Source organism: Streptomyces sp. NK08204 (assembly GCF_020400585.1).
Taxonomy (GTDB): Bacteria; Actinomycetota; Actinomycetes; order Streptomycetales; family Streptomycetaceae; genus Streptomyces.
In genome coordinates, this window is record NZ_JAINVF010000002.1 from 179,614 (window position 1) to 202,177 (window position 22,564).

Annotated in this window: 18 protein-coding genes; 11 read left to right on the top strand and 7 right to left on the bottom strand. The window is 70.7% G+C overall.

The genetic code is table 11. The features are described 5' to 3' along the window. Positions 1 to 53 precede the first annotated feature (53 nt). From K7G59_RS03970 to K7G59_RS03995, 6 genes are all read left to right on the top strand, one after another. Positions 54 to 1,079 (top strand): helix-turn-helix domain-containing protein, encoded by a 1,026-nt coding sequence (locus tag K7G59_RS03970; RefSeq protein ID WP_225830401.1) that lies wholly within the window; start codon positions 54 to 56, stop codon positions 1,077 to 1,079. Between the two features lie 182 nt (positions 1,080 to 1,261). Next, entirely contained in the window at positions 1,262 to 4,006 is a 2,745-nt protein-coding gene (locus K7G59_RS03975) for a LuxR family transcriptional regulator (protein WP_225830402.1), read from the top strand. Between the two features lie 107 nt (positions 4,007 to 4,113). Next, positions 4,114 to 4,878 (top strand): alpha/beta fold hydrolase, encoded by a 765-nt coding sequence (locus K7G59_RS03980; RefSeq protein ID WP_225830403.1) that lies wholly within the window; start codon positions 4,114 to 4,116, stop codon positions 4,876 to 4,878. A gap of 118 nt (positions 4,879 to 4,996) precedes the next feature. After that, entirely contained in the window at positions 4,997 to 6,250 is a 1,254-nt protein-coding gene (locus tag K7G59_RS03985; protein ID WP_225830404.1) for a sugar ABC transporter substrate-binding protein, read from the top strand. Beyond that, on the top strand, positions 6,247 to 7,158 hold the full coding sequence (locus K7G59_RS03990) for a carbohydrate ABC transporter permease (protein ID WP_225830405.1): 912 nt from the start codon (positions 6,247 to 6,249) through the stop codon (positions 7,156 to 7,158). Before K7G59_RS03985 ends, K7G59_RS03990 begins: the two co-directional genes overlap by 4 nt. Further along, positions 7,155 to 7,985 carry a carbohydrate ABC transporter permease gene (locus K7G59_RS03995; RefSeq protein ID WP_225830406.1) on the top strand — a complete coding sequence of 277 codons (831 nt, stop codon included), beginning with the start codon at positions 7,155 to 7,157 and terminating at the stop codon, positions 7,983 to 7,985. The genes K7G59_RS03990 and K7G59_RS03995 overlap by 4 nt, the downstream gene beginning before the upstream one ends. Here the strand turns inward: K7G59_RS03995 and K7G59_RS04000 are convergent. The 5 genes from K7G59_RS04000 to K7G59_RS04020 form a co-directional block, all read right to left on the bottom strand. Further along, a complete protein-coding gene (locus K7G59_RS04000; protein ID WP_225830407.1) occupies positions 7,978 to 8,325 on the bottom strand; it encodes a GNAT family N-acetyltransferase in 348 nt (115 codons plus the stop codon). The genes K7G59_RS03995 and K7G59_RS04000 overlap by 8 nt on opposite strands. Before the next feature lie 118 nt (positions 8,326 to 8,443). Then, a complete protein-coding gene (locus K7G59_RS04005) occupies positions 8,444 to 9,181 on the bottom strand; it encodes a YoaK family protein (RefSeq protein ID WP_225830408.1) in 738 nt (245 codons plus the stop codon). Next, positions 9,162 to 9,686 (bottom strand): DoxX family protein, encoded by a 525-nt coding sequence (locus K7G59_RS04010; protein WP_225830409.1) that lies wholly within the window; start codon positions 9,684 to 9,686, stop codon positions 9,162 to 9,164. Before K7G59_RS04010 ends, K7G59_RS04005 begins: the two co-directional genes overlap by 20 nt. Positions 9,687 to 9,723: 37 nt before the next feature. Continuing rightward, positions 9,724 to 10,386, bottom strand: a complete 663-nt coding sequence (locus K7G59_RS04015; RefSeq protein ID WP_225830410.1) for a hydrolase — start codon at positions 10,384 to 10,386, stop codon at positions 9,724 to 9,726. Between the two features lie 101 nt (positions 10,387 to 10,487). Continuing rightward, positions 10,488 to 12,374, bottom strand: coding sequence for an amidohydrolase (locus K7G59_RS04020; RefSeq protein ID WP_225830411.1), 1,887 nt, complete (start codon positions 12,372 to 12,374; stop codon positions 10,488 to 10,490). A gap of 361 nt (positions 12,375 to 12,735) precedes the next feature. On the opposite strand from K7G59_RS04020, the gene K7G59_RS04025 reads away from it, so the two are divergent. Together K7G59_RS04025 and K7G59_RS04030 are read left to right on the top strand one after the other, a co-directional pair. Continuing rightward, entirely contained in the window at positions 12,736 to 13,707 is a 972-nt protein-coding gene (locus K7G59_RS04025; RefSeq protein ID WP_225830412.1) for an alpha/beta hydrolase, read from the top strand. Between the two features lie 21 nt (positions 13,708 to 13,728). Beyond that, positions 13,729 to 14,448 (top strand): alpha/beta fold hydrolase, encoded by a 720-nt coding sequence (locus K7G59_RS04030; RefSeq protein WP_225830413.1) that lies wholly within the window; start codon positions 13,729 to 13,731, stop codon positions 14,446 to 14,448. Between the two features lie 55 nt (positions 14,449 to 14,503). On the opposite strand, the gene K7G59_RS04035 is transcribed toward K7G59_RS04030, so the two are convergent. Continuing rightward, positions 14,504 to 15,751: a low temperature requirement protein A gene (locus K7G59_RS04035; RefSeq protein WP_225830414.1), complete on the bottom strand. Its 1,248-nt coding sequence runs from the start codon at positions 15,749 to 15,751 to the stop codon at positions 14,504 to 14,506. A 198-nt stretch (positions 15,752 to 15,949) separates the two neighbouring features. Between K7G59_RS04035 and K7G59_RS04040 the strand changes: the two genes are divergently transcribed. Next, complete coding sequence (locus K7G59_RS04040; protein WP_225830415.1) at positions 15,950 to 16,531, top strand: Dps family protein; 582 nt, start codon at positions 15,950 to 15,952, stop codon at positions 16,529 to 16,531. Positions 16,532 to 16,943: 412 nt separating this feature from the next. On the opposite strand, the gene K7G59_RS04045 is transcribed toward K7G59_RS04040, so the two are convergent. Continuing rightward, positions 16,944 to 17,903, bottom strand: a complete 960-nt coding sequence (locus K7G59_RS04045) for a LysR family transcriptional regulator (protein WP_225830416.1) — start codon at positions 17,901 to 17,903, stop codon at positions 16,944 to 16,946. 146 nt (positions 17,904 to 18,049) lie between these two features. Here K7G59_RS04045 and K7G59_RS04050 point away from each other — a divergent pair, with 146 nt between their 5' ends. Together K7G59_RS04050 and K7G59_RS04055 are read left to right on the top strand one after the other, a co-directional pair. Then, positions 18,050 to 20,431: a M4 family metallopeptidase gene (locus tag K7G59_RS04050; RefSeq protein ID WP_225830417.1), complete on the top strand. Its 2,382-nt coding sequence runs from the start codon at positions 18,050 to 18,052 to the stop codon at positions 20,429 to 20,431. A 343-nt stretch (positions 20,432 to 20,774) separates the two neighbouring features. Further along, positions 20,775 to 22,031, top strand: coding sequence for an ATP-grasp domain-containing protein (locus K7G59_RS04055; RefSeq protein WP_225830418.1), 1,257 nt, complete (start codon positions 20,775 to 20,777; stop codon positions 22,029 to 22,031). Positions 22,032 to 22,564 lie beyond the last annotated feature (533 nt).

The window sequence follows — 22,564 nt, forward strand, 5'->3', positions numbered from 1 at the left end:
CGTGCCTCGCTGGCACGGTGTCCGCAGCGCACATCGGCTGAAGGGCGGAGATCATGTCGGACGTATCGGTGAAGGGGGCGGGGAAGCAGCCCGCGGGCATCTTCTACACCACGGACGGGGTGCCCAGGGAGCGACGACGGACCTACTGGCGCGACGCCGTGGCCCACACCTTCGGAGCCGTGGACGTCAAGCTCGCCGAGGAGGTGTTCTCCGGCACGATCCATGCGTCACCGGCGGGCCGGACACGGGGCGTCACGGTGGACAGCGAAGCCCTGCAGACCGTGCGCACACCGCGGCTCATCGCGGGGTCCACCGGCGACGACCACGTGGTCGTGATGCTGCTGAGCAGAGGGCTCGCCCGGGTCGAGCAGGACGCGCGCGACGCGTATGTCGAGCCCGGGCAGCTCTTCGTCTACGACCGGGCGCGTCCCATGCGGCTGACCTTCCCCGACACCTTCCAGACGAAGGCTCTCGTCCTGCCCCGGCACCTGCTGAGTCTGAGGGAGTCGGACCTGTGCCGGATCACGGCCTCTCCCCTCGACTCCACGACGCCCCTCGGCCACCTGCTGTCCCCCTTCCTGTCCCGCCTCGTGGACACCGCGGGCGCGTATCCGCAGCACGTCGGCGACCTGATCACCCGCAACGTCCTGGACCTGCTCACGGTGCTGGCCGACGAGCGACGCGGCGGTGACACCACGGGCACACCGAGCGCCGCCCGCGTGCTGCTGATGCGGGTCCAGGCGTACATCGACCGTCACCTGGCGGACCCCGACCTGGCCCCGGAGGCCATCGCCCGGGCCAATCGGATCTCCCTGCGTTACCTGTACAGCCTCTTCCAGAACGAGGGCACCACCGTCCGCCGGTGGATCCAGGGCCGCCGGCTGGAGCAGTGCCGACGTGAGCTGGCCCGCCGGGACGCGGCGAGCCGGACCGTCGCCGCGGTGGGCCGACGGTGGGGCTTCGTCAGCGCCGCCCACTTCAGCCGGGCGTTCCGGGCCGCCTACGGGATGTCCCCCGTCGAGTGGCGGGACTCCGCGGCACTCGAGCGTCGTACGCACACGTCGCCACTGGGCGCCTAGAGCCACCTCACGGTCCCGGACGCACCCCCGGGGTATGCACTGAGCTGCGGTTCTTGCGATAGTGGACACGCGGAGCGCCGTCCGCGCCCCGGCCGGACAGGCGGGGGACGGCGAAGGGCGACAGCGCCGCTCCGCATGGCCTGGACCGGAGGCGGTTGGCGAGTGCGGACAGAGGGGCGTGGGTGGAGCGGTCGGACGGGTCGCTGTCCCGGCGCGGTCTGCGTGGCCGAGAGACCGAACTCGAGCAGCTGCGCGCAGTGCTCACATCGGTCGTCCGCACCGAAAGCGGCGCGTTGGTCCTGCTCCGAGGGGAGCCGGGCATCGGCAAGACCGCGCTGCTCGGCGAGGTCGTCACCACGGCCGGTGCGGCGGGCTTCTCGGTCGGTCTGGGCAAGGCCGACGAACTGCACCACATCGTCCCGCTCTCCTCGCTGGCGGCCTGCCTCCTGTACGGTGACCGGCCGCTGCTGTCCAGTGACGCGTTCGCCGACCTCACCCGCCACCACGACCAGCGGATCTGGCTGGTCGAGCGCGTGGCGGAAGCGATCGAGGCCAGGGCCGCCGAGATGCCCGTGCTGATCGCCCTGGACGACGTGCAGTGGGCCGACCCACTGAGCAGATTCGCCCTGAAACAGCTCCCGACACGCCTGCGGACATCGCCGGTTCTGTGGGTGCTCACCGGGCGGCAGGATCCCGCCGGGCCGGCGCAGGAGATCGTCGCGGTGGCCAAGGGCGGGCTCCCGTCGGTCACCGTGCCCCTGGGACCGCTCTCCGCCACGGCGATCGGCCAGCTGGCCGACGACACCCTGGGCGCGGCTGTCGACGACCGGGTACGGCAGCTGCTCGACGGAGCCGGCGGGAACCCGTTCCTGGCGGTCGAGATGCTCATGGGACTGGGGACCACCGGCCCGTCGGGGGAGCCCGTGCCCGAGGGGCTCGTGGTGGGCGTGCGCGGCAGGCTCAGGTCACTTGAGCCCAGCACCCTGCGCTTCCTGCAGATGGGAGCGGTGCTGGGACGCAGATTCGGCTTCCTCGACGCCGCCGCGCTCTACGGCCGACCGTCCGCCGGTTTGCTCGCGGAGCTGGAGGAGGCGGTGCGCGCCGGGCTCCTGGACGACGACGGCGAACAGCTGGTCTTCCGGCACGACCTGCTGCGCCAGGCCGTCTACGTGGACATCCCGCCGTCGGCCCGCAAGGCTCTGCACCGGGAGGCCGCGGGACACCTGGTCGCGGCCGGGCACCGGCCGATCGACGCGGTGTCGCACATTCTCCGGGGCGCCCAGGCCGGAGACGACGAAGCGGTGACGCTGCTGCGGCAGGCCGCCGACGACGTCCTGTCGGTCACGCCGGGCCTCGCGGCCGACCTGATGACGCGCGCCCTGGAACTGGTGCCTCCCGGACGGCCGTTGTGGTACGACGTCGGTGTGCAGGCGATCGTCTGTCTGACCCGGGCCGGCCGGAACCGCGAGGCGCTGGAGACCGGCGACCGGCTGCTGGCCGCCCGGCCGCCTCTGGAGACGTTCGGCCGGATCCAGGCCGCCCTCGGCGGGACGCTCTGGAACCTGGACGTCGCCGAGGAGTTGCGCCGCCGCGCCGAGACAGCCCTCGCGCTCGGCGGTGCCGCCCCGGAGGTCGAGGCGCGGCTCACCGCCCTGCGTGCGCTGGCCCTCTCCCGGGGCGAGGATCTCGGCGCGGCACTGGAGGCCGGCGAGAACGCCCTGCGTGCGGCCATCGCGACCGGTGACCGGGAGGCACACGTGCTGGCCCTGTTCGGTCTGGGGGAGAGCGCTCTGAACGCCGGTGCGAACGCCGTCGCGCTGGAACGCTTCACCGCGCTCAGCGCCGTCGAGCCCGCCTTCCTTCCCGAGGAGATCGTCGCGCACCAGCACATGGACGACTTCGAGGCCGGCCGGCGGCTGCTGCTGCGGGCGGCGGACGACGGCGGCTCGGTGCCGCAGACCATGCTGCTGTGGGCACAGGCCTCGCAGCATCTGGGGCTGGGCGACCTCGACGACGCGGAGTCCGACCTGGTCACCATGGAGCGCCTGGAGAACGACGTGCACATCTGCGTCCAGCAGGTGAACGCCCGGGTGATCCGCTCCTGGATCGCCCTGCTGCGCGGCGACCGGGAAGCGGCGCGGCACCAGCTGACCGCCGCGCGGGAACGACGTGCGACCAAACCGAACCCTGGCAACACGGCGGCGGTGCGCTTCCTGGAGGCGCTCATCGCCGACGACGAGGGGAACACCGCGCTCGCGCTCGACAGGATCCGGCAGGTGCAGCAGGAAGGTCCCTTCATGCGCTGGCGGCTGCTGCGCACCTGGGTCGACTCCGCGATACGCATGGCCCTCAGCGGCGCGGACCGGGCGCTGGCCGAGGATCTGGCCGCACAGGCCGAGGCGCACGGCGCTCGCAACCCGGCCGTGCCCACCGCCACGGGCATCGCCGCCCAGGCCGCGGGCCTGGTGCGCAACGACCTCACCCTGCTGGAACGCGCGGTGGCCCTCCTCGAGGAGAGTCCGCGCCCGTTGGTCCGGGCCGGGGCCCAAGCCGACCTCGGCCGGGCACTGCTGACGGCAGACCGGGGAGCCGAGGCCAATGCCGCCCTGACCCGCGCCCACGACCTGTTCGTCGAGTCGGGTGCCCATGCCGCGGCGGCACGCGTGCAGCGCGATCTGGACCGTGCCGGGGCCGGCAGCCGCAGGGCGACCACGCCGCGCCCGGTCCAGGGCTGGGAGGCCCTTACGGCCTCGGAGAAGAAGATCGCGCGCCTGGTCGCCGCCGGCCACACCAACCGGTCGGCCGCCGATCTGCTCGTCGTCTCCCCGCACACGGTCAACACGCACCTGACCTCCGCCTTCCGCAAACTGTCGGTCAACTCGAGGGTCCAGTTGGCCCATGTGGTCATGGCCTTGCCCGAGGACTGAGCGGATCCGCCGGTACGTCCGGCACGTCTTGGTACGTTCACGCGATGCCCGCGGTAACCGGATGCGCTTGGCTGGAACGCCAGGACTCATTCGGAGGTCATCGGAACGTGAACGGACCCGCTCCCCACCCGCCGACCGTCGTGCTCGTGCACGGGGCGTTCACCGACGCCTCCTCCTGGGCGGGTGTCATCACCCTCCTGCAGGCCGCCGGCCTGACCGTGCTCGCCCCGGCGAACCCGCTGCGCGGACTGGCGCAGGACGCCGCCTACATCAGGAGCGTGGTGCGCCAGATCGACGCCCCGGTCGTCCTGGTCGGACACGGTTACGGAGGCGCTGTCATCACCCATGCCGCCGGCGACTGCGACCAGATTGTGGCCCTGTGCTACGTCGCGGCGTTCGGCCTGGACGCCGGAGAGTCCGTCCTGGACATCCTGAGCCGTTTCGCCTCTGCCCCGGTGACCGACACCACCATCACGGCAGCGCTGCCCGCCCGGTTCACCGGTGGCCCGGAGGGCGAGATGTACCTCATCGAGGAACAGTTCGGGCCGACGTTCGCCGCCGACCTGTCACCGCACGTCACAGATGTCCTGGCCGTGACCCAACGCCCGATCGCGCGAGGCGCGTTGACCGGTACGTCGGGGCCGCCGGCCTGGGCCTGCAAGCCGTCGTGGTACGCCATCGCGGCCGCCGACCGGATGCTCGCCCCCACGGCCCAGCGCTTCATGGCCCAGCGCATGGCGGCCACCGAGTACTCGGTGGCCGCTTCGCACGGCGTCGTCCTGTCACAGCCCGGCGCCGTGGCGGCGATGATCCGGGAAGCCGCCGAACAGGGCACGGACCGCGGCGACGGCTACGGGCTCCCGCGCGGCTGATGCGCAGGTCAATCAGCTAGCATCCCTGTTCGATCGGTAAGACGCCGGTGTCAAAGCCTCTCCTCGGCGACGCGGGACGCCTGGCCTCGACCACAGGCTCGCTCGGGAAGGCACCACCTTGAACTCACCGGCCCCCAGACCGTCGGCGCGGCGGATCACCACCCTTCTCGGGACCGTCGCCCTCGCACTGGCTGCCACCGGCTGCGGCGGGGGAACCGGCGCCGCGTCGGCCCCGGACAAGGTGACCTCCATCACGGCGCTCGACTACTACACCGACGCGACCGAGCACGCCCAGTGGAGCAAGCGGCTCACCGACTGCGGCAGGACCGCCGGCGTCAAGGTCGAGCACACCAGTGTCCCGTTGCCGTCGCTCATCCCCCGGGTCCTGCGACAGGCGTCGTCACGCACCCTGCCCGACCTGCTGATGCTCGACAACCCCGACCTCCAGCAGATCGCGAGCACCGGCGCACTGACGCCGCTGGACCGCTACCGCATCGACACCACCGGCTTCGCCGAGGGCATTCTCTCGGCGGGCACCTACCGCGGAAAGGTGTACGGGCTGGCGCCCACCGTCAACACGATCGCCCTCATCTACAACAAGGACATGCTCGCCGAGGCCGGTGTCGCCGTGCCACAGACCTGGAACGAGCTGAAGACGGCGGCCGCCCGCCTGACCCGCCCGGGGCGCTACGGCATCGCCGTCTCCGCCAACGCCACCCCCGAAAGCACCTGGCAGTTCCTGCCCTTCCTGTGGTCCGACGGCGGGGACGAGAAGCACCTGGACACCCCGCAGGCCGCTCAGGCCCTCCGGTTGTGGACCGACCTGGTGAAGAGCGGATCCATGTCGAGGTCGGCACTGAACTGGACCCAGGCCGACCTCCACGACCAGTTCGCCGCTGGAAAGACCGCCATGATGGTCAACGGACCCTGGCGGATTCCCGCGCTGAACAAGGACCATGACCTGCACTGGGGAGTGGCCCCCCTCCCCGTCCGCCAGAAGGGGCAGAAGCTCGTCACGCCCCTCGGCGGCGAGGTGTGGACGGTGCCGCAGAACTCTTCCCCGTCCCGGCAGGAGAAGGCCGCCCGGGTGCTGGCCTGCCTGAACGACCCCACGACCATGCTGGCCGTGGCGAAGGATCACCTCACCGTGCCCTCCCGCACCGCGGTGGCGGCCCGGTACGCCGAGCAGGTCCCGTCGATGTCCGGCTTCGTCACCAGCGTGGAGGGGGCCCGCTCCCGTACCGCCGAACTCGGCGTCAAGTGGCCCGGAACGGCGACGGCGATATCCACGGCGATCCAGTCCGCGCTGACGGGCCGGCAGACGCCGGAGGAAGCACTCGCCCGCGCGCAGCGGCTCGCGACCGCTTCATGACCTGTCCGCCGGCCCCCACCCGGACCCGCTTGCGGGCACTGCTCGCCCGGTGGGGGTTCGTCGTGCCCGCCGCGGTCTACCTGCTGCTGTTCTTCGGCTACCCGATCGTCGAGAACGTGGTGATGAGCTTCCAGCAGTACACGCCCGCCACCTTCTACACCGGGGCCGCGCCGTTCGTCGGGCTGCGGAACTACGCGGAGATCCTGGCGTCGGGCCTGTTCTCCCAGGCACTGCTGACCACGGTCCTGTTCACCGCGGGTTCGGTCGCCGGGCAGTTCCTGCTCGGTCTCGCCCTGGCCCTGTTCTTCCGCCGCAGCTTCCCGCTCGGCGGCCTGTTGCGCTCGCTCCTGCTGCTGCCGTGGCTGCTGCCGCTCGTCGTCTCGGCCACGACGTGGAAGTGGATGCTCGACACCGACGACGGAGTCGTCAACAACGCACTGCGCGCCCTCCACCTCGTGTCGTCCGGCATCCCCTGGCTCACCGGCACCTCACAGGCACTCGTGTCGGTGACCCTCGTCAACATCTGGGTGGGAATCCCCTTCAACACCGCGATCCTGTACAGCGGCCTGCGGAACATCCCGGCCCAGCTGTACGAGGCGGCAGACCTGGACGGCGCCGGTCCGGTGGCGTCGTTCCGCCACATCACGTGGCCGCTGCTGCGGCCCGCCGTGAGCGTCGTGCTGGTGCTGGGCGTGGTCTACACCCTCAAGGTGCTGGACATCATCCTCGTCGTGACGGGCGGAGGACCGGCCGACGCCACGCAGACCCTCGCCACCCAGTCCTACGAACTGTCCTTCCAGCAGTTCGAGTTCGGGCGCGGCGCCGCCATGGGCAACGTACTCATCATCCTCTCGCTCGTCCTCGCCCTCGTCTTCCTGCGCGCCGACCGGCGCGCCGCGCACCCATGAGGGGCGGGCCGGCGCGGCGCGGACGCCGCCGTGGCCTGCTCTCCACCGTCGTCGGGACAGTCCTGCTCGCGGTGATGCTGTTTCCCGTCTACTGGATGGTGAACGCCTCTCTGCAGCCGACGGGCACCACACTGCGGGCGGGCTGGTTCCCTTCCCACCCGGACTTCAGCGGCTACGCCACAGCACTGCGCGATCAGGGCCCCAACCTGGTCACCAGCCTCGTCGTGGCCCTCGGCAGCGTCGCGCTCAGCCTCGGGCTCGCCGCTCCGGCTGCCTACGCCCTGGCCCGGTTCTCCCTGCGGGGAACCCGCCTCGTACTCTTCGGGGTCCTGATCACGCAGATGGTGCCGGGCATCGTCGTGGCGAACGCGCTCTACGGCGCCTACAACGACCTGGGACTGCTGAACTCCCGCCTGGGACTCGTCCTCGCGGACTCCACCGCCGGGGTCCCGTTCGCCGTCATCGTCCTGCACTCGTTCATGCGGGGCATTCCCAGGGAGATCATCGAAGCCGCGCGCGTGGACGGCGCCGGGAGGCTGCGCACCTTCTGCGCCGTGGTGCTGCCGCTGAGCCGGAACGCACTGGTCACCGCTGCTCTCTTCACCTTCCTCTTCGCCTGGAGCGACTTCCTCTTCGGCCTCACACTGACCACCACCGAGACGGTCCGGCCGGTCACCCTGGGCATCTACGAGTACATCGGTGCTCACACGACCCAGTGGAACGCGGTGATGGCCACCGCGGTCCTGGCGTCGGTGCCGGCGGCGGTGCTGCTGGTCGTCGCCCAGCGCTTCCTCACCGTCGACGCCACCAGCGGCGCGGTCAGGTGAGGGTCCGCAGCTCCGTCTTGAGCCAGTCCAGGATCTCCGGGGTCACCGGGTCGGTGATGTCCGCGAACTCCTCATGCTTCTCCAGGTACTTGGCCACATAGGGACAGACCGGCACGATGCGCATGCCTGAGCGGCGTACGTCGGTGAGGGCCTCCTGGACCAGGCGCGCGGCCAGCCCCTGTCCGGCGAAGGCGTCGTCGACTTCCGTGTGGTAGAAGACCCGCTGCTCACCATGGTCGCGATAGGCGGTCAGACCGGCGAGCCGGCCGCCGGCCAGAATCTCGTAACGGTGCCTGTCGTCCGCCCGTTCGACGGCCGGGGCGGGGGAGGGCCGGTTCATCGGGTTCCTTTCGGTGGGTGCGGGTCGGTGGTGCGCCGGGCCTCCATGGACGAGGGGTCCCGAGGAGGCGCCGAAGGTCCGGCTCCGGCGTCCGCGCCGGGGGTGGTCACCGCCGTGTTCACGGCCGTGGCCACAGCCAGGGGGCGTCGGCGGCGGAGAGGCGGTGGGTGGTCACGGAGGTGACCGCGAGCAGGACCAGGGTGAGGCTCAGGACGACGACCAGGTGGCCGTGCAGCAGGAGCGCGGCTCCGATCAGGGCGCCGAGGAACATGGCGAGCACGGACAGGATTCGGCGGCCGGGGCGCGGCGCCTCGCCGCCGGCCGCCGTGGAGTCGGCGGCCAGACCCGTCAGCGTCAGGGTCAGCACGGTGGTGGTGAGGTCCGGCACGCCGAGGCGCCGGGCGACCGCGTTCTGCAGTCCCATGGCGAGCCCCAGGAACACGATCAGCGTGTACTGGACGGAGGTGGTGACCCGGCCGTCGGCCACCGCGGCGACCACCACGGTGACCGCGACCAGCACCGTCTGCACCGCCGTCGCCGCTCTCAACATGTGCCCTCGATGCGTGGCGAACCGGGTGCCGAGCCTGCCACCCGCGAGCGCGCCGAGGAGGAACGCGGTCATCGAGACGACGGACGCGAGCGCGGACAGGCTGCCGGCGCCTCCCAGGGCGAACCCCAGAAAGACCACGTTGCCGGTCATGTTGGCGACGAAGACGTGTCCGAGGGCCAGGTAGCTCACCGAGTCCACCAGGCCGGTGACCACCGTCATGGTCAGCAGCAGCGGGGGCAGCGGACCGTGGCGTTCCTCGCCCCGGGGCACCAGCGTGCCGACGGCGTCACTCAGCAGCTTGCGCATGTCGCGTCCCTTCTACCTCGGAGTCCGTCCGGTGCAGCACCACGCGGGTGAGCAGTCCGCTCATCGGGCCGAGCACGATCGCGGCGACGGCGATCCACAGCGGCCAGGGGGTGGTGCCCAGCGCGTGGTCCACGGACCACCGTCCGGGCCCGGTGAGGGCCAGCGAGGCCGAGACGACGACGAGGACCATCGGGTACTCGTAGCCGTCGTTCTGCACCCACAGGCCCTTGTGCCACTTGACGGTGCCCGCGACCGTCATCACGCCCATGGCGGCCATCGTGGCCAGGGGCGTGAGCAGCCCGAGGGCCAGGAACAGGCCGGCACCGATCTGACTGGCTCCCGCGACGAGTGCGGTCAGCACTCCGCCGCGGAATCCGTCGCGGCGGAATTCCTCGGTTCCGCCAGCCAAGCCGTTGCCCCCGAGCCGGAAGCTCACCTTCTGCACCCCGTGACCGGCGATGAGCAAGCCCGCCACCAGCCGCAGGACCAACAGTCCAGCGTCCATCGTGTTCCTGCCTGTTCCTGGATCAGAATCGGTGCGGTCAGCCGGCGGCGTGGGCGCCGATGACGGACTGCGCGTACACCACACCGAGGCCGTAGGCGCCGGCGTGCTCCTTGACGACCTCGGTGACCGGGACGTACGTCTCCGTGCGCGCCCAGTCCCGCTGGAGCTCCAGGAGCACCTGCACCCACGTCACCGGAATCGCGCCGGCCCGGAGCATGCGCTGGACGGCGTGCTCGTGGGCCTGCGGGCTGACACCGCCGGACGCGTCGGTGACGACGTAGACCTCGTAGCCCTGGGCGAGGGCCGACAGCGTCGGCAGGACGACACAGACCTCGGTCCACAGGCCGGCGATGACCAGCTTCTTGCGGCCTGTCGCCTTGACGGCCTCGACGAAGGGCACGTCCTCCCAGGCGTTCATCGAGGTGCGGTCGATGATCTTCTGGTCGGGGAAGACCGCGGCCAGCTGCGGCATGATCGGGCCGGAGAAGGACTCGGCGGCCACGGTGCTGAGCACGGTCGGCACGTCGAAGACCTTGGCGGCCTTCGCCAGGCCCACGGTTGCGTTCATGATCGAGGTGCGGTCGCCGCTGGCGGCGGCGAAGAACATCTGCGGCTGGTGGTCCACGAAGAGCACGGCGCAGTTGTCGGGGGTGAGCAGGTCGGGGCTGGGGGCGGCGGTGACGTCGGAGATGTTGACCATGAGGATGAACCTTTCCTGTCCAGGTAGAACCGTCCGTGTGCGGACGGAGTCGGTGGGTGTCCCGGCAGGGGCGCTCAACGGCCCGGCCCCTGCCGGGTGTTCTAGAGGTCGAAGCAGGGATCGAAGGGCGTGCTCGCGGTCTCTGGGGTGAGGCCACGGGCGATGCGCCACTGGCGGTGCTGCTCCGATTCGGCGACGGCCTGGCCGAGGGACTCCGCCTGGCGGGCGCCGGCCGCTGAGGGAGACGCCTGGTAGCCGCCGAAATGCGCCACCGGGCTCCAGGCGGGGCTGACGGGCGGCAGTTCCTCGTCGAGCCCCTCGTAGGTGCCGGCGGCGTAGACGATCCGCCCGCCGGTCACCGTCAGCAGCGACTCGATGTGCCCGATCTCAGGCTCGGGTACGGTGAAGTAGTCCTCGGACAGCATCGCCAGGTCCGCGTAGCAGCCCGGCCGCAGGACGCCCTTGACCTCGTCCTCGCCGGTCAGTACGGCGCCGGCGCGGGTGAACATCGTCAGCGCGCACTGCCGGTCGACGCGGTTGGCCGGCGGGCGCAGCGTCAGGTCGCCGACGGTGCGGCCGCTGACCAGCCAGTGCAGGGCCACCCACGGGTTGTAGGAGGACACCCGGGTGGCGTCGGTGCCGGCGGCCACGGTCAGCCCGCGGTCCAGCATGGCCCGGATCGGCGGGGCGTCCGCGGCGGCGCCGGGACCGTAGCGGCGCAGGAACGCCTCACCCTGGAAAGACAAACGATTCTGCACGGACATCGCGCCGCCGAGCGCGGCGATGCGGTCGAGGCTGTCCGTGGAGACGGTTTCCGCGTGGTCGAACAGCCACCGGTTCCCGGCCGGGAAAAGCCCGTCCGCGGCGAGTTTCTCGAAGACCGCGAGGTCCCGGCGGATGGTCTCGTCGTAGGTGGCGTGCAGCCGGAAGCCCCACCCGTTCTCCATGAGGAGACGGACGGCCTTCTCGAACTCGACCTCGTAGTCCGACGTGAGTTCTGGACGCGGCTCGGCGAAGTTCTCGAAGTCCGCGGCGGCCCAGGTGAGATTCTCGCCCGCGCCGTTCAGGCGCAGCCATTCGTCCCCGTCCTCGGGGCGGGCCATCTCGATCCAGCGGGCGAGATCGTCGACCTCCTGGCCCGGAGTCTGCGGGAAGAGATGATAGGCGATGCGCATCGAGAGCTGGCCGGCCTTGGCCAGTTCGATGACGGTGGCGTAGTTGTCGGGGAAGTTCTGGAATCCGCCGGCGGCGTCGATCGCCGAGGTCAGTCCGAACCTGTTCAGCTCGCGCAGGAAATGACGGGTGGAGGTCTTCTTGTCCTCCTCGCTCTCCAGGACCGGCGCCTTGGCGAGGGTCGAGTAGAGGATGAGGGCGCTGGGCGCGGCCAGCAGCATGCCGGTCGGTTCCCCGTCCCGGCCGCGCATGATCTGGCCGCCCTTGGGGTCGGGCGTGTCCTTGGTGAAGCCGGCGGCCTTGAGCGCCGCACGGTTCAGCACGGCCGAGTGGTACAGGTGCAGCACGAACACCGGGGTGTCCGGGGCGGCCGCGTTCAGTTCGGCGACGGTTGGCAGCCGGCGCTCGGCGAACTGCTCGACGGACCAGCCGCCCACCACCCGCACCCACTGGCCCTTCGGGGTACGCGCGGCCTGCTCACGCAGCATCACCAGCCCCTGCCGCAGGCTGCGCACCCCGTCCCAGCGCAGCTCCAGTACGTAGTTCAGACCCCCGCGGATCACGTGCAGGTGGGCGTCGTTGAGGCCGGGGACGACCCGGCGGCCGCATGCGTCGACCACCTTGGTGGCCGTACCGATGTGCGGGGCCACGTCGTTGTCGTCGCCGACGACGGTGATGACGCCGTCCCGGACCGCGATGGCCTCGGCGTGCGGGCGCCTCGGGTCGGCTGTGTAGATCTTCGCGTTGCGGACGACGAGGTCTGCGGCATCGTCGGAGGCATGCGGAACGAGCCCGCCGACCGGCATTGTCGACATCTCTTGAAGTCCTTTCCGGGACAGGGGAGTTCGGTTCCGTCCACTCGCGGCGCGCCAAGGCGAAGTCCGGGATACGCGCCGCGCCGGCAGGATGGAGGGCAGACGCGGCAAGGGGCCGCGGTCTCGCTCGGGCCCTCACGATAGGCACGGCCGACCTGCGGCAATGTCTCCGCAGTGCACCGGACTTGGTCCCACAGTGCACTGCGTCGCTCTACTCCGCACGCTCGCGAGACGGGCGGAAGCCCGCAGTGCGCTGGGGGAACAGCGCTGGTGCGCTCACGGAGAACCCCGACCTGGCGACGCTCACTAGCGTGACCGGCGCACCACACGAAACAGCCCCTTGGAACATCGGGAGAGGCACATGTCCCACACCGTCGAGCCGGTTCAGCCGGTACTGGAACCCGCGGCGGCCGCCTTCGCGGAGGCGACCGCCAACCCGCCCTACCTCTTCGACCTGCCCCCGGCGGAGGGACGCAAGGCCGTCGACGAGGTGCAGTCCGGCGAGATCGACAAGCCGGCGATCGACGAGGAGTGGATCACCGTCTCCGGCGGCCCCACGGGCAGTGTCCGGGCCCGCATCGTCAAGCCCGCCGGGGCCACCGGCACCCTCCCGGTGATCCTCTACATCCACGGCGCCGGCTGGGTGTTCGGCAACGCCCACACCCACGACCGCCTGGTGCGCGAACTCGCCGTCGGCGCGGAGGCCGCGGTGGTCTTCCCCGAGTACGACCTCTCGCCCGAGCACCGATACCCGGTCGCCATCGAGCAGAACTACGCGGTCGCGCGGTGGGTCGTGCAGGAGGGCGCCGCCAAGGGCCTGGACGGCACACGGCTGGCCGTGGCCGGGGACTCCGTCGGCGGCAACATGAGCGCCGCCCTCACCCTGATGGCCAAGGAGCGCGGCGACGTCTCCCTGGTGCAGCAGGTGCTGTTCTACCCGGTGACGGACGCGAACTTCGACACGCCGTCCTACCACCAGTTCGCCACCGGTTACTTCCTGCGCCGCGACGGCATGCAGTGGTTCTGGGACCAGTACACGACCGACGAGGCCGAGCGCGCCCGGATCACCGCCTCCCCGTTGCGCGCCACCACCGAGCAGCTCACCGGCCTGCCCCCGGCCCTGGTCATCACCGGCGAGGCCGACGTCCTGCGCGACGAGGGCGAGGCGTACGCCAACAAGCTTCGCGAGGCCGGCGTCCCCGTCACCGCCGTGCGCTTCCAGGGCATCATCCACGACTTCGTGATGCTCAACGCCCTGCGCGGGACCCACGCCGCCGAGGCCGCCATCACGATGGCCGCCGGCACCCTGCGCGCCGCCCTGCACACCGCCTGACCGCAAGGAGATCCGGCAGACATGAGCACCACCACTCCCACCGTCGTCCTCGTCCACGGCGCCTTCGCCGACGCGGCCAGCTGGTCCGGCGTCATCGAGGAGCTCCAGCGCCACGACATCCCGGTCATCGCCCCGCCCAACCCGCTGCGCGGCCTGGCCTCGGACGCCGCGTACGTCGCCTCCGTGGCCGCCCAGATCGACGGCCCCGTCGTGCTGGTCGGCCACTCCTACGGCGGTGCGCTGATCACCGTCGCCGGCACCACGGAGAACGTCGTCGGGCTGGTCTACGTGGCCGCCTACGTCCTCGAAGAGGGCGAGAGCCTCGGCGAGCTGCAGGGCCGCTTCGCCCTCTCCCCGCTGGTGAGCAACCTCAAGCAGTGGACGTACCCCGTCGCGGACGGCGACCCGGCCGTCGAGGTGACCATCGCCGCGGACGCCTTCCCCTCGGTCTTCGCCGCCGACGTGCCCGCAGACGTCACGAAGGTGCTGGCCGTGGCGCAGCGCCCGCTGGCCGCCGCCGCCTTCGAGGAGACGGCCTCCGCCGCTGCCTGGAAGACCAAGCCGTCCTGGGCGCTGGTCGCGGGCGCCGACACCGCGATCAACCCCGAGGTGGAGCGCTTCGGCGCGAAGCGCGCGGGGGCGACCGTCGTCGAGATCGAGGGCGCCTCGCACGCGGTCGCCGTCTCCCAGCCGAAGCAGGTCGCCGAGCTGATCCGCGAGGCGGTGCGCGCCACGAGCTGACCAGGGGAAAGGGGTGCTGCGCGGAGAAAGACTCCGGGCGGCACCCCATTCCGTCTCACGGCCCCTCTCGCCGTACCCGCTCGGCCCGCTCGGCCCGGTCGACCAGCGTGACCACGACGACCAGGGCCGCCGCCGCCAGAGCGGCGAGGAGGGCCGGCGCCGGCGAGCGGGCAGCCATCAGGACTGCCACCGCCACCGCGGGAAACGCAAGCTGTTCGACCCGGCTCCGCCGGTGCGGCCGGACATGCACAGCCCACACGGTGATGAGGAAGACCGCCGCCGGCACCGTGACCGCGCCACCCGCCGACAACGGCGGGGCACCGGTGCGCCCGGTGATCAGCTGGGCGTACGCCGCCAGACCGGCTCCCTCGGCGGCTGCCGAGGCCAAGATCAGATAGTGGCCGTACGCCCAGGTGAACCTCCTGCGATGGGCCTGGTGCGAGGTGGCGAGCAGGGTGTGGGCCGGCCGGGCGAAGTACAGCCACCACAGGGCGAAGACGAGCAGCAGGCCGCCCGCCGCCAGCAGATACAGCGCCGCGGTGTCATGGTCTCGGTTCAGGGCACCGCGGACCGCCGCCGCGGCGGCCGCGACGGACTCACCCAGCACGATGAGGACGAACAGCCCGTACCGCTCGGCGATGTGGTGCGGATGCCACGGGGTCATTCCGGCGGACTGCGCCCACACCGGAACACAGACCTCGGCGACGATCAACGCGATGATGGCCGGCAGGCGCGCCGGGACCGGGAGGAAAAGCACCCCGAGCCAGCCGACCTGACAACTCGTCACTCCCGTGGCGAAGCGGAGCGCGGTCCGCCGCCGAGGGGGATCCGATCGTGCGACACGCAGCCACAGCGTGGTCAGCGTCGTACGCAGGACGACGTATCCGAGCGTGACGACGCGCAGATCGCCTTCCTCGAACGCGCTGGGGACACCGGCGGCGAGGATGAGAGAGCCCGCGATCTGGACCAGCACCGTCAACCGGTAGGGGACGTCGTCAGGGTCATAGGCGGATGCGAACCAGGTGAAGTTCATCCAGGCCCACCAGATCGTGAAGAAGGCCAGCGCGAAGCGCAGGGCGCCGGTGAGCCAGTGCCCGCTCGTCACCGCCGTGTTCAGACACGCGGACGCCTGCGCGACCGCGATGACGAAGCACAGGTCGAAAAAGCACTCCAGCGTCGTGGCGGTTCTGTGCGCTTCCCTCGGGTCCCGCCCCCGCAGGCTCAGCGCGGGGCTCCCGGAGCGCAGTCCACCCTCCGCTGCTCGCTCGGCATCATGCCTCTCCTCGTCGTTTTCCGGGCCCACGTCGTCAGCGACGTTAGGCGGGACGAGGTGCTGAGCCGTGCCCGCCGGCGCACGGGGGCTTGCCCGAGAGTGAACAAGGGCACGCACGGATCGTTCCGTGCGCTCACGAGCACGTGCATGTGCGCTTCAGGGCAACCCACCCGCCGTGCCGGCACCTAGCGTCACTCGTGTCCACGGCCACTCAGCAGGAGGCGGAACATGACCATCGAATCCCAGCACGTCGGCAGCCAGCCGTGGCTGCACCAGAAGGGCGAGATCATCCAGGAGTTCGGGACCGTGAAGCAGTTCCCCCTCGGCCTGTCCTACGAGACGCGCATGTACTCCTGCCAGCGCCTCAACAAGGTCCTCGCGGACACCCAGATCCTTCACGGCCTCTACAAGAAGCACCACTGGCTGATGCGCGGGGCGACCTTCTACCAGCTCCACCTGGTGCTGGACAAGCACGCGGCGGAACAGCTGGAACTCGTCGACGCCCTTGCCGAGCGGGTCCAGACCCTGGGCGGTGTCGCTGTGGGCGATTCGCGGCACGTCGCCGAGATCACGTCGATCCCGCGCCCTCCGGACGGTGTGGAGGAGGTCCCCGCGATGCTCTCGCGACTGCTGGAGGCCCACGAGGTCATCCTGACGGAGGCCCATGACGCGGCTGCCCGCACCGCCGAGCTGGGCGACGACGGCACCAACGACCTGCTCGTCTCCCAGGTGATCCGGACCGGCGAACTCCAGGCGTGGTTCCTCGCCGAACACCTGGTCGATACGCCCTTGGTCCGTGTCCGTGCCTGAGCGATGACTTCCTCACCGCCCTTTGAATCGCCCGCCCCGCGGTTCGTGCGCCGCGGGCGTATGAGGACAGGTTGCACCGCGGGCGACATCGACGGCGACCTCCATCGCGACGTCGTGTCGTACCAGATGCACATCGAGCTGGCTGCGTTCCCCACCCCGCACTGAACGCCCACCCGGGCCAGGGATGGACACTCGAGGGCGGGGTTCATCAGGCCGGTCAGGTGCGGACGGCGGTCTGGGACAGCGTGGTGGGCCGGCCGGCGTTCTGCGCCCGACGGCAGCATCGATTCAGCGTGCTCGACCCACCCCACGGCGAACCGGCTGGCCTGCGCCTGTGTCCGCTGCGCCGTCGCCCAGACCGTCCAGCCTCTGGAGTCCTCCTCGCCGCGAGGCCCGCATCCTGCGGGTGCGCTCAGTCAAGGACCGGGTGCAGCTCGGGGCGGGATTCCCACCAGGTGCGGTAGAAGGTGTTGTTGGGGATGCTGTCGAGGTACGCGCGTCCCGCTGCCCGGTACAGCAGGCCGGCGCGCCGTTCGGAAAGTGCGGCCCGGTTCCAGGCGATCCGGATGCGTTCGGTGAGCGGGTCGCCGGCCAGCGGGCGCAGGACCGTTCCCTCGACATGCGGAGAGGTGGGCTGGCACAGGGAGATGGCCCGTCCGGCGGCGATCAGTTCCCAACGCATCTTGCGGTCGGCGATCCGGTAGCGCAGTTTCGGCGTGAAGCCGGCCTGGAGGCAGACGTCGGTCATGGCCTCCGGGCCGCCGTCGTCGTCGTCGGTCAGCGCCGTCCAGGTCTCGCCCGCCAGGTCGGCGAGTTTGATCTCCTCCTGCCCGGCCAGAGGATGGGTGGCCGACAGGCGCACGCAGGCGGGTTCCTTCGGGATGAGGGTGCGGGCAGCCACGCCGTCGGGGAGCGGCACTTCGTGGTCGCCGACCTCTCCGTACAGGATCGCGTCGTACTTCCCGGCACCGAGCATGCGGGTGAGCGTGGTCGCCGAGTGCTCGGTGGCGATGTCGACCTCGTGGCCGGGCAGTTCCTTCTCCAGGTGTTCGAACAGGCGGTCCACCAGGACGAGCAGGACGCAGCCGAGCCGCAGCGTCGGATGGGGTGCGGCGGCTCGCGTTCCGGCGGTCAGGGCGTCCATCTCGCCGAGCACCCGGCGTGCCACGGACAGCACGAACTCGCCCAGCGGGGTGGGCTCGACGCCGCTCCTGCCGCGGACGAACAGCTCGCCGCCGGTGACCCGTTCGATACGCCGCAGCTGCGCGGAGAGAGCCGGCTGGGACACGCCGAGCTGAACCGCCGCACGCCCGAGACTGCCCGCCTCCGCTATCCGGCGGACAGCTTCCAGATGCCTCAACTCCAACTGCATTTCACCAGCATATGCGGGCCCGGAGGGATCCGGGAGGGCCGGTCATAACACCGGTCTTATGAGCGGTGGGATGTCCCTTTCTTGCCATGTTCACGCTCATACTCGGCGCATCCCACCGACTCCCCCCTTACGGATCTGGAGCAGACGTGCACCCCACCAGACTCACGGCGGCCCTCACCGCGCTCGCACTGACGGCGGGCCTCGCCGGCACCCTCGCGAGCACCGCCGCCGCGGCCGACCGGGCCGCGAACAGCGGACTTCACGGTCTGCGCCACGGCGCCCTGGAGGCCAAGCTCAGCCCGGCCCAGCACAAGGCCCTGATCCAGAACGCCCAGGACAAGACGGCCGACACCGCCCGCACCCTCGGCCTCGGAGCCAAGGAGAAGCTGGTCGTCAAGGACGTCGTCAAGGACAACGACGGCACGCTGCACACCCACTACGAGCGCACCTACGACGGCCTGCCCGTCCTCGGCGGTGACCTTGTGGTCCACACCCCGTCGGCCTCCCTGGCCAAGGGCACGGTGAGCACGACCTTCAACAACAAGCACCGGATCAAGGTCACTTCCACCACCGCGACCTTCACCAAGGCCGCCGCCCAGGCCAAGGCGCTCAAGGCCGCGAAGGCCCTGGACGCCACGAAGCCCACCGCGGACAGCGCCCGCAAGGTGATCTGGGCCGGCCAGGGCACCCCGAAGCTCGCCTGGGAGACCGTCATCGGCGGCTTCCAGGACGACGGCACGCCCAGCAAGCTGCACGTCATCACCGACGCCACCACCGGCAAGGAGCTGTACCGCTACCAGGCGATCGAGACCGGCGTCGGCAACACCCACTACAGCGGCCAGGTGTCGCTGACCACGACCCAGTCCGGCTCGTCGTACACCCTGACCGACAGCACGCGCGGCGGCCACAAGACGTACAACCTGAACCACGCCACCTCCGGCACCGGCACCCTGTTCTCCCAGACCAGCGACACCTGGGGCGACGGCACCAACTCCACCGCCACCACGGCCGGCGCGGACGCCACCTACGGTGCCCAGGAGACCTGGGACTTCTTCAAGAACACCTTCGGGCGCAGCGGCATCAAGAACGACGGTGTCGCCGCCTACTCCCGCGTGCACTACGGCAACGCGTACGCGAACGCGTACTGGGACGACAGCTGCTTCTGCATGACCTACGGGGACGGCACCGGGGACAACGACCCGCTGACCTCGCTGGACATCGCCGGCCACGAGATGACCCACGGCGTCACCTCCAACACCGCGGGCCTCACCTACAGCGGCGAGTCCGGCGGCCTGAACGAGGCCACCTCCGACATCTTCGGCACCGGCGTGGAGTTCTACGCCAACAACAGCTCGGACCCCGGTGACTACCTCATCGGCGAGAAGGTCGACATCAACGGCAACGGCACCCCGCTGCGCTACATGGACAAGCCCAGCAAGGACGGCAATTCGGCCGACAGCTGGTCCTCCTCCGTCGGCAACCTCGACGTGCACTACTCCTCGGGTCCGGCGAACCACATGTTCTACCTGCTCTCCGAGGGCAGCGGCACCAAGACCATCAACGGGGTCACCTACAACAGCCCGACCTCCGACGGCGTCGCCGTCACCGGCATCGGCCGGGCCGCAGCCCTGCAGATCTGGTACAAGGCGCTGACGTCGTACATGACGTCCAGCACCAACTACGCCGGTGCCCGCACCGCCGCCCTCAACGCCGCCTCCGCGCTCTACGGCACCAACTCCGCCCAGTACGCGGCCGTCGGCAACGCCTTCGCCGGCATCAACGTCGGCAGCCACATCAACCCGCCGGCCAGCGGCGTGACCGTCACCAACCCCGGCAGCCAGTCCTCCACCGCGGGCACCGCCGTCAGCCTCCAGGTCCAGGCGAGCAGCACCAACAGCGGCTCCCTGACCTACAGCGCCTCCGGCCTGCCCACCGGCCTGTCGGTCAACGCCTCCACCGGCGTGATCTCCGGTACGCCCACCACGGCCGGGACCTACAGCACCACCGTCACGGTGACCGACTCCACCGGTGCCACCGGCACCGCGACCTTCACCTGGACGGTCAGCACCAGCGGCGGCGGCTGCACCTCGACCCAACTGCTGGCCAACCCGGGCTTCGAGTCCGGCGACACCGGCTGGACCAACAGCGGCGTCATCAACAACGACACCCGTGAGCCGGCCCACAGCGGCTCCTACACGGCCTGGCTCAACGGCTGGGGCTCCGCACACACCGACACCCTGTCCCAGTCGGTGGCGATCCCCGCGGGCTGCAAGGCGACCCTGACCTTCTACCTGCACATCGACACCGATGAGATCGGCAGTACCGCCTACGACAAGCTGACGGTCACCGCCGGTTCGAAGACCCTCGCGACGTACTCGAACGCCAACGCGGCCTCCGGCTACAGCCAGAAGTCCTTCGACCTGTCCTCGCTGGCGGGCCAGACGGTCACGCTGAAGTTCACCGGCGTCGAGGACGCCTACCTCGCGACCGACTTCGTCGTGGACGACACCGCCCTGACGACCAGCTGAGCACGCACTCGCCGACATGGTCCCGCAGCCCCTTCCCCGGGTGCGGGACCATGCCACGTCAGCTCAGCTGGTCCGCAGCGGCATTGGTCTACGGTGACCGCTGCGGCCTGCGGTGCGGCCGCTACCGAGCGCACCCGGGACCGGGTGTTGGGCCTTTACGGCGCGGCCGTGGCCGGCGGCAACGCCCTCGGCGCCCCCTTGGCCGGCCTGGCGATGGCCGCGGCCGGACCGGCCGACGGTTTTCTCGCGGTCGGCACGGCGGCGGTCCTGGTGACCCTGGCTTGCCGGGTCCTCCTTGCCCGAACGGGCCGCGCCCGTCCTCTCCCTCCGCAGAAAGGCTGACATGCACGCCACTCCCCTCGTGTGCGTCGTCGACTCCTACGGACTGTCGAAGCTCCTGGTCGACGAGTTCCTCCGGCGCGGTGCGGCCGTGGTGCGAGTGCAGAGCACCCCGGACGTCCCTGCCGCCTGTCGGGGCCCGTTCGACCTGTCGGACTACCGCGACAACATCGTCCACCGAGGAGACCTCGCTGCCACGGCCCGGGCGGTCGCGGCCCACCGGCCCGTCGCCGTGGTCCCTGGTGGGGAGGCCGGAGTCGAACTGGCCGACGCGCTCAGCGAGTTGCTGGGCCTGCCCACCAACGGCACCGCGCTGAGCGCCGCGCGCCGCAACAAATACCTCATGATCGAGACGGTCAGGCAGGCCGGGCTCGCCGCAGCTCGGCAAGCGTTCGTGACCGACGAGCGGGCGGTGCGTGCCTGGCACGGTTCCATGGGCGGCCGGATCGTAGTCAAACCGCTGCGCAGCGCGGCGGGCAACGGCGTCCACTTCTGCGACACCCCCGAGGAGTCGGCGGCCGCCGCCCGCGCGGTCATCGGCTCCAAGAACGTCATCTCCGAACGGAACACCGCCGCCGTGGCCAAGGAGTACCTGCGCGGCACCGAGTACATGGTGAACACGGTCAGCCGGGACAGAGTCCACCGGGTCTGCGAGATCTGGCGCACCACCCGGATCACGGCCAACGGCGTGGCCGACCTCCCCGACACCATGTACCTGATGCCGCGCCGTGGTGAGGTGCAGGACCGGCTGACCGCGTACGCCGGTGAGGTGCTGGACGCACTCGGCGTCCGGCACGGTCCCGCGCACGTCGAGATCAAGATCACGGCCTCCGGTCCCGTTCTGGTGGAGGCGGGGGCCGGGATAGGAACTCTTCCGCACTACGCGCATCTCGCGCGCGGGGCCTCGCAGCTCGACTGGACGGTCGACGCCTATCTGGACCCCGACCGGTTCCTGGCGCGGCACAAGGACGACGACCCGCGTGCCCTGCACTGCGCGTTCGTCGGTCTGGTGTCCCCGTTCTCCGGTACCTTGCGCGGTTACCCGCACCTGGAACAGCTGCGCGCACTGGAGAGCTTCCACGAGGTGCGGGTATCGGTGGCGCCGGGGCAGCGGATCCGCCGCACGGTGGACGACCTGAGCTATCCCGCGACCGTGCTGCTGCTGCACGACAGCGAGGAGACCGTCCTGCGGGACGCCAACACGATCCGTTATCTGGACGGCCCGTCGTTCTACGACGTGACCGACCTGGGCCTGGAGTAGCCCGGCCCGCTCCCTGTCACCAGCTGCCACGCCCGTCACGCACAAGGAACCTCCGCCTCGTCTCCGTGGACGCCGTCCCCGTGCTCATCGCCTTCGGCCGCGGCGCGCACAGCGACGTGCGCGGCTTGAGAATTCTGCCTGCGCACCACCCTCTACAACGTCGAGCGCTGCCTCGGCTTCGTCGCCCGGGCAGCGGACCTCCTCACGGCCGTACGTGACGCGACGGTCACCGTACCGGGCAGGGGTTCCAGCTGCCCGAGGAAGAGCTGGCGTCGGAAGGGTGACAGGCGTGTGGTGGCGGACGTCGAGCACCTGAAAGCCCTCGTGCGAGCGCAGGCCGAAGCCGACAACGGCCTCTTCGACAGCGTCGCCCTGAAGGTGGCGGCAGAGTCTGCTCGCCGGGGGCGAGGAACGTACCCGGTGGGTTCGTCCGCATCCTCACTCCCTCGGAGCCGAGTTGCCTATGAGCCTCCGGGTCGCTCTCGGCGACACCCATCTCCACGACGGCCACGTGCGGTCGTTGCGTAGCCCAG

Excerpts from the sequence above, each read along its gene's own strand:
- K7G59_RS03995 (WP_225830406.1), top strand. The coding sequence starts at position 7,155 with ATGAGGGGCGGGCCGGCGCGGCGCGGACGCCGCCGTGGCCTGCTCTCC.
- K7G59_RS04030 (WP_225830413.1), top strand. The coding sequence starts at position 13,729 with ATGAGCACCACCACTCCCACCGTCGTCCTCGTCCACGGCGCCTTCGCC.
- K7G59_RS03990 (WP_225830405.1), top strand. The coding sequence starts at position 6,247 with ATGACCTGTCCGCCGGCCCCCACCCGGACCCGCTTGCGGGCACTGCTC.
- K7G59_RS04005 (WP_225830408.1), bottom strand. The coding sequence starts at position 9,181 with ATGCGCAAGCTGCTGAGTGACGCCGTCGGCACGCTGGTGCCCCGGGGC.
- K7G59_RS04010 (WP_225830409.1), bottom strand. The coding sequence starts at position 9,686 with ATGGACGCTGGACTGTTGGTCCTGCGGCTGGTGGCGGGCTTGCTCATC.
- K7G59_RS04015 (WP_225830410.1), bottom strand. The coding sequence starts at position 10,386 with ATGGTCAACATCTCCGACGTCACCGCCGCCCCCAGCCCCGACCTGCTC.
- K7G59_RS04045 (WP_225830416.1), bottom strand. The coding sequence starts at position 17,903 with ATGCAGTTGGAGTTGAGGCATCTGGAAGCTGTCCGCCGGATAGCGGAG.
- K7G59_RS04000 (WP_225830407.1), bottom strand. The coding sequence starts at position 8,325 with ATGAACCGGCCCTCCCCCGCCCCGGCCGTCGAACGGGCGGACGACAGG.
- K7G59_RS03970 (WP_225830401.1), top strand. The coding sequence starts at position 54 with ATGTCGGACGTATCGGTGAAGGGGGCGGGGAAGCAGCCCGCGGGCATC.
- K7G59_RS04025 (WP_225830412.1), top strand. The coding sequence starts at position 12,736 with ATGTCCCACACCGTCGAGCCGGTTCAGCCGGTACTGGAACCCGCGGCG.
- K7G59_RS04055 (WP_225830418.1), top strand. The coding sequence starts at position 20,775 with ATGCACGCCACTCCCCTCGTGTGCGTCGTCGACTCCTACGGACTGTCG.
- K7G59_RS04020 (WP_225830411.1), bottom strand. The coding sequence starts at position 12,374 with ATGTCGACAATGCCGGTCGGCGGGCTCGTTCCGCATGCCTCCGACGAT.
- K7G59_RS04040 (WP_225830415.1), top strand. The coding sequence starts at position 15,950 with ATGACCATCGAATCCCAGCACGTCGGCAGCCAGCCGTGGCTGCACCAG.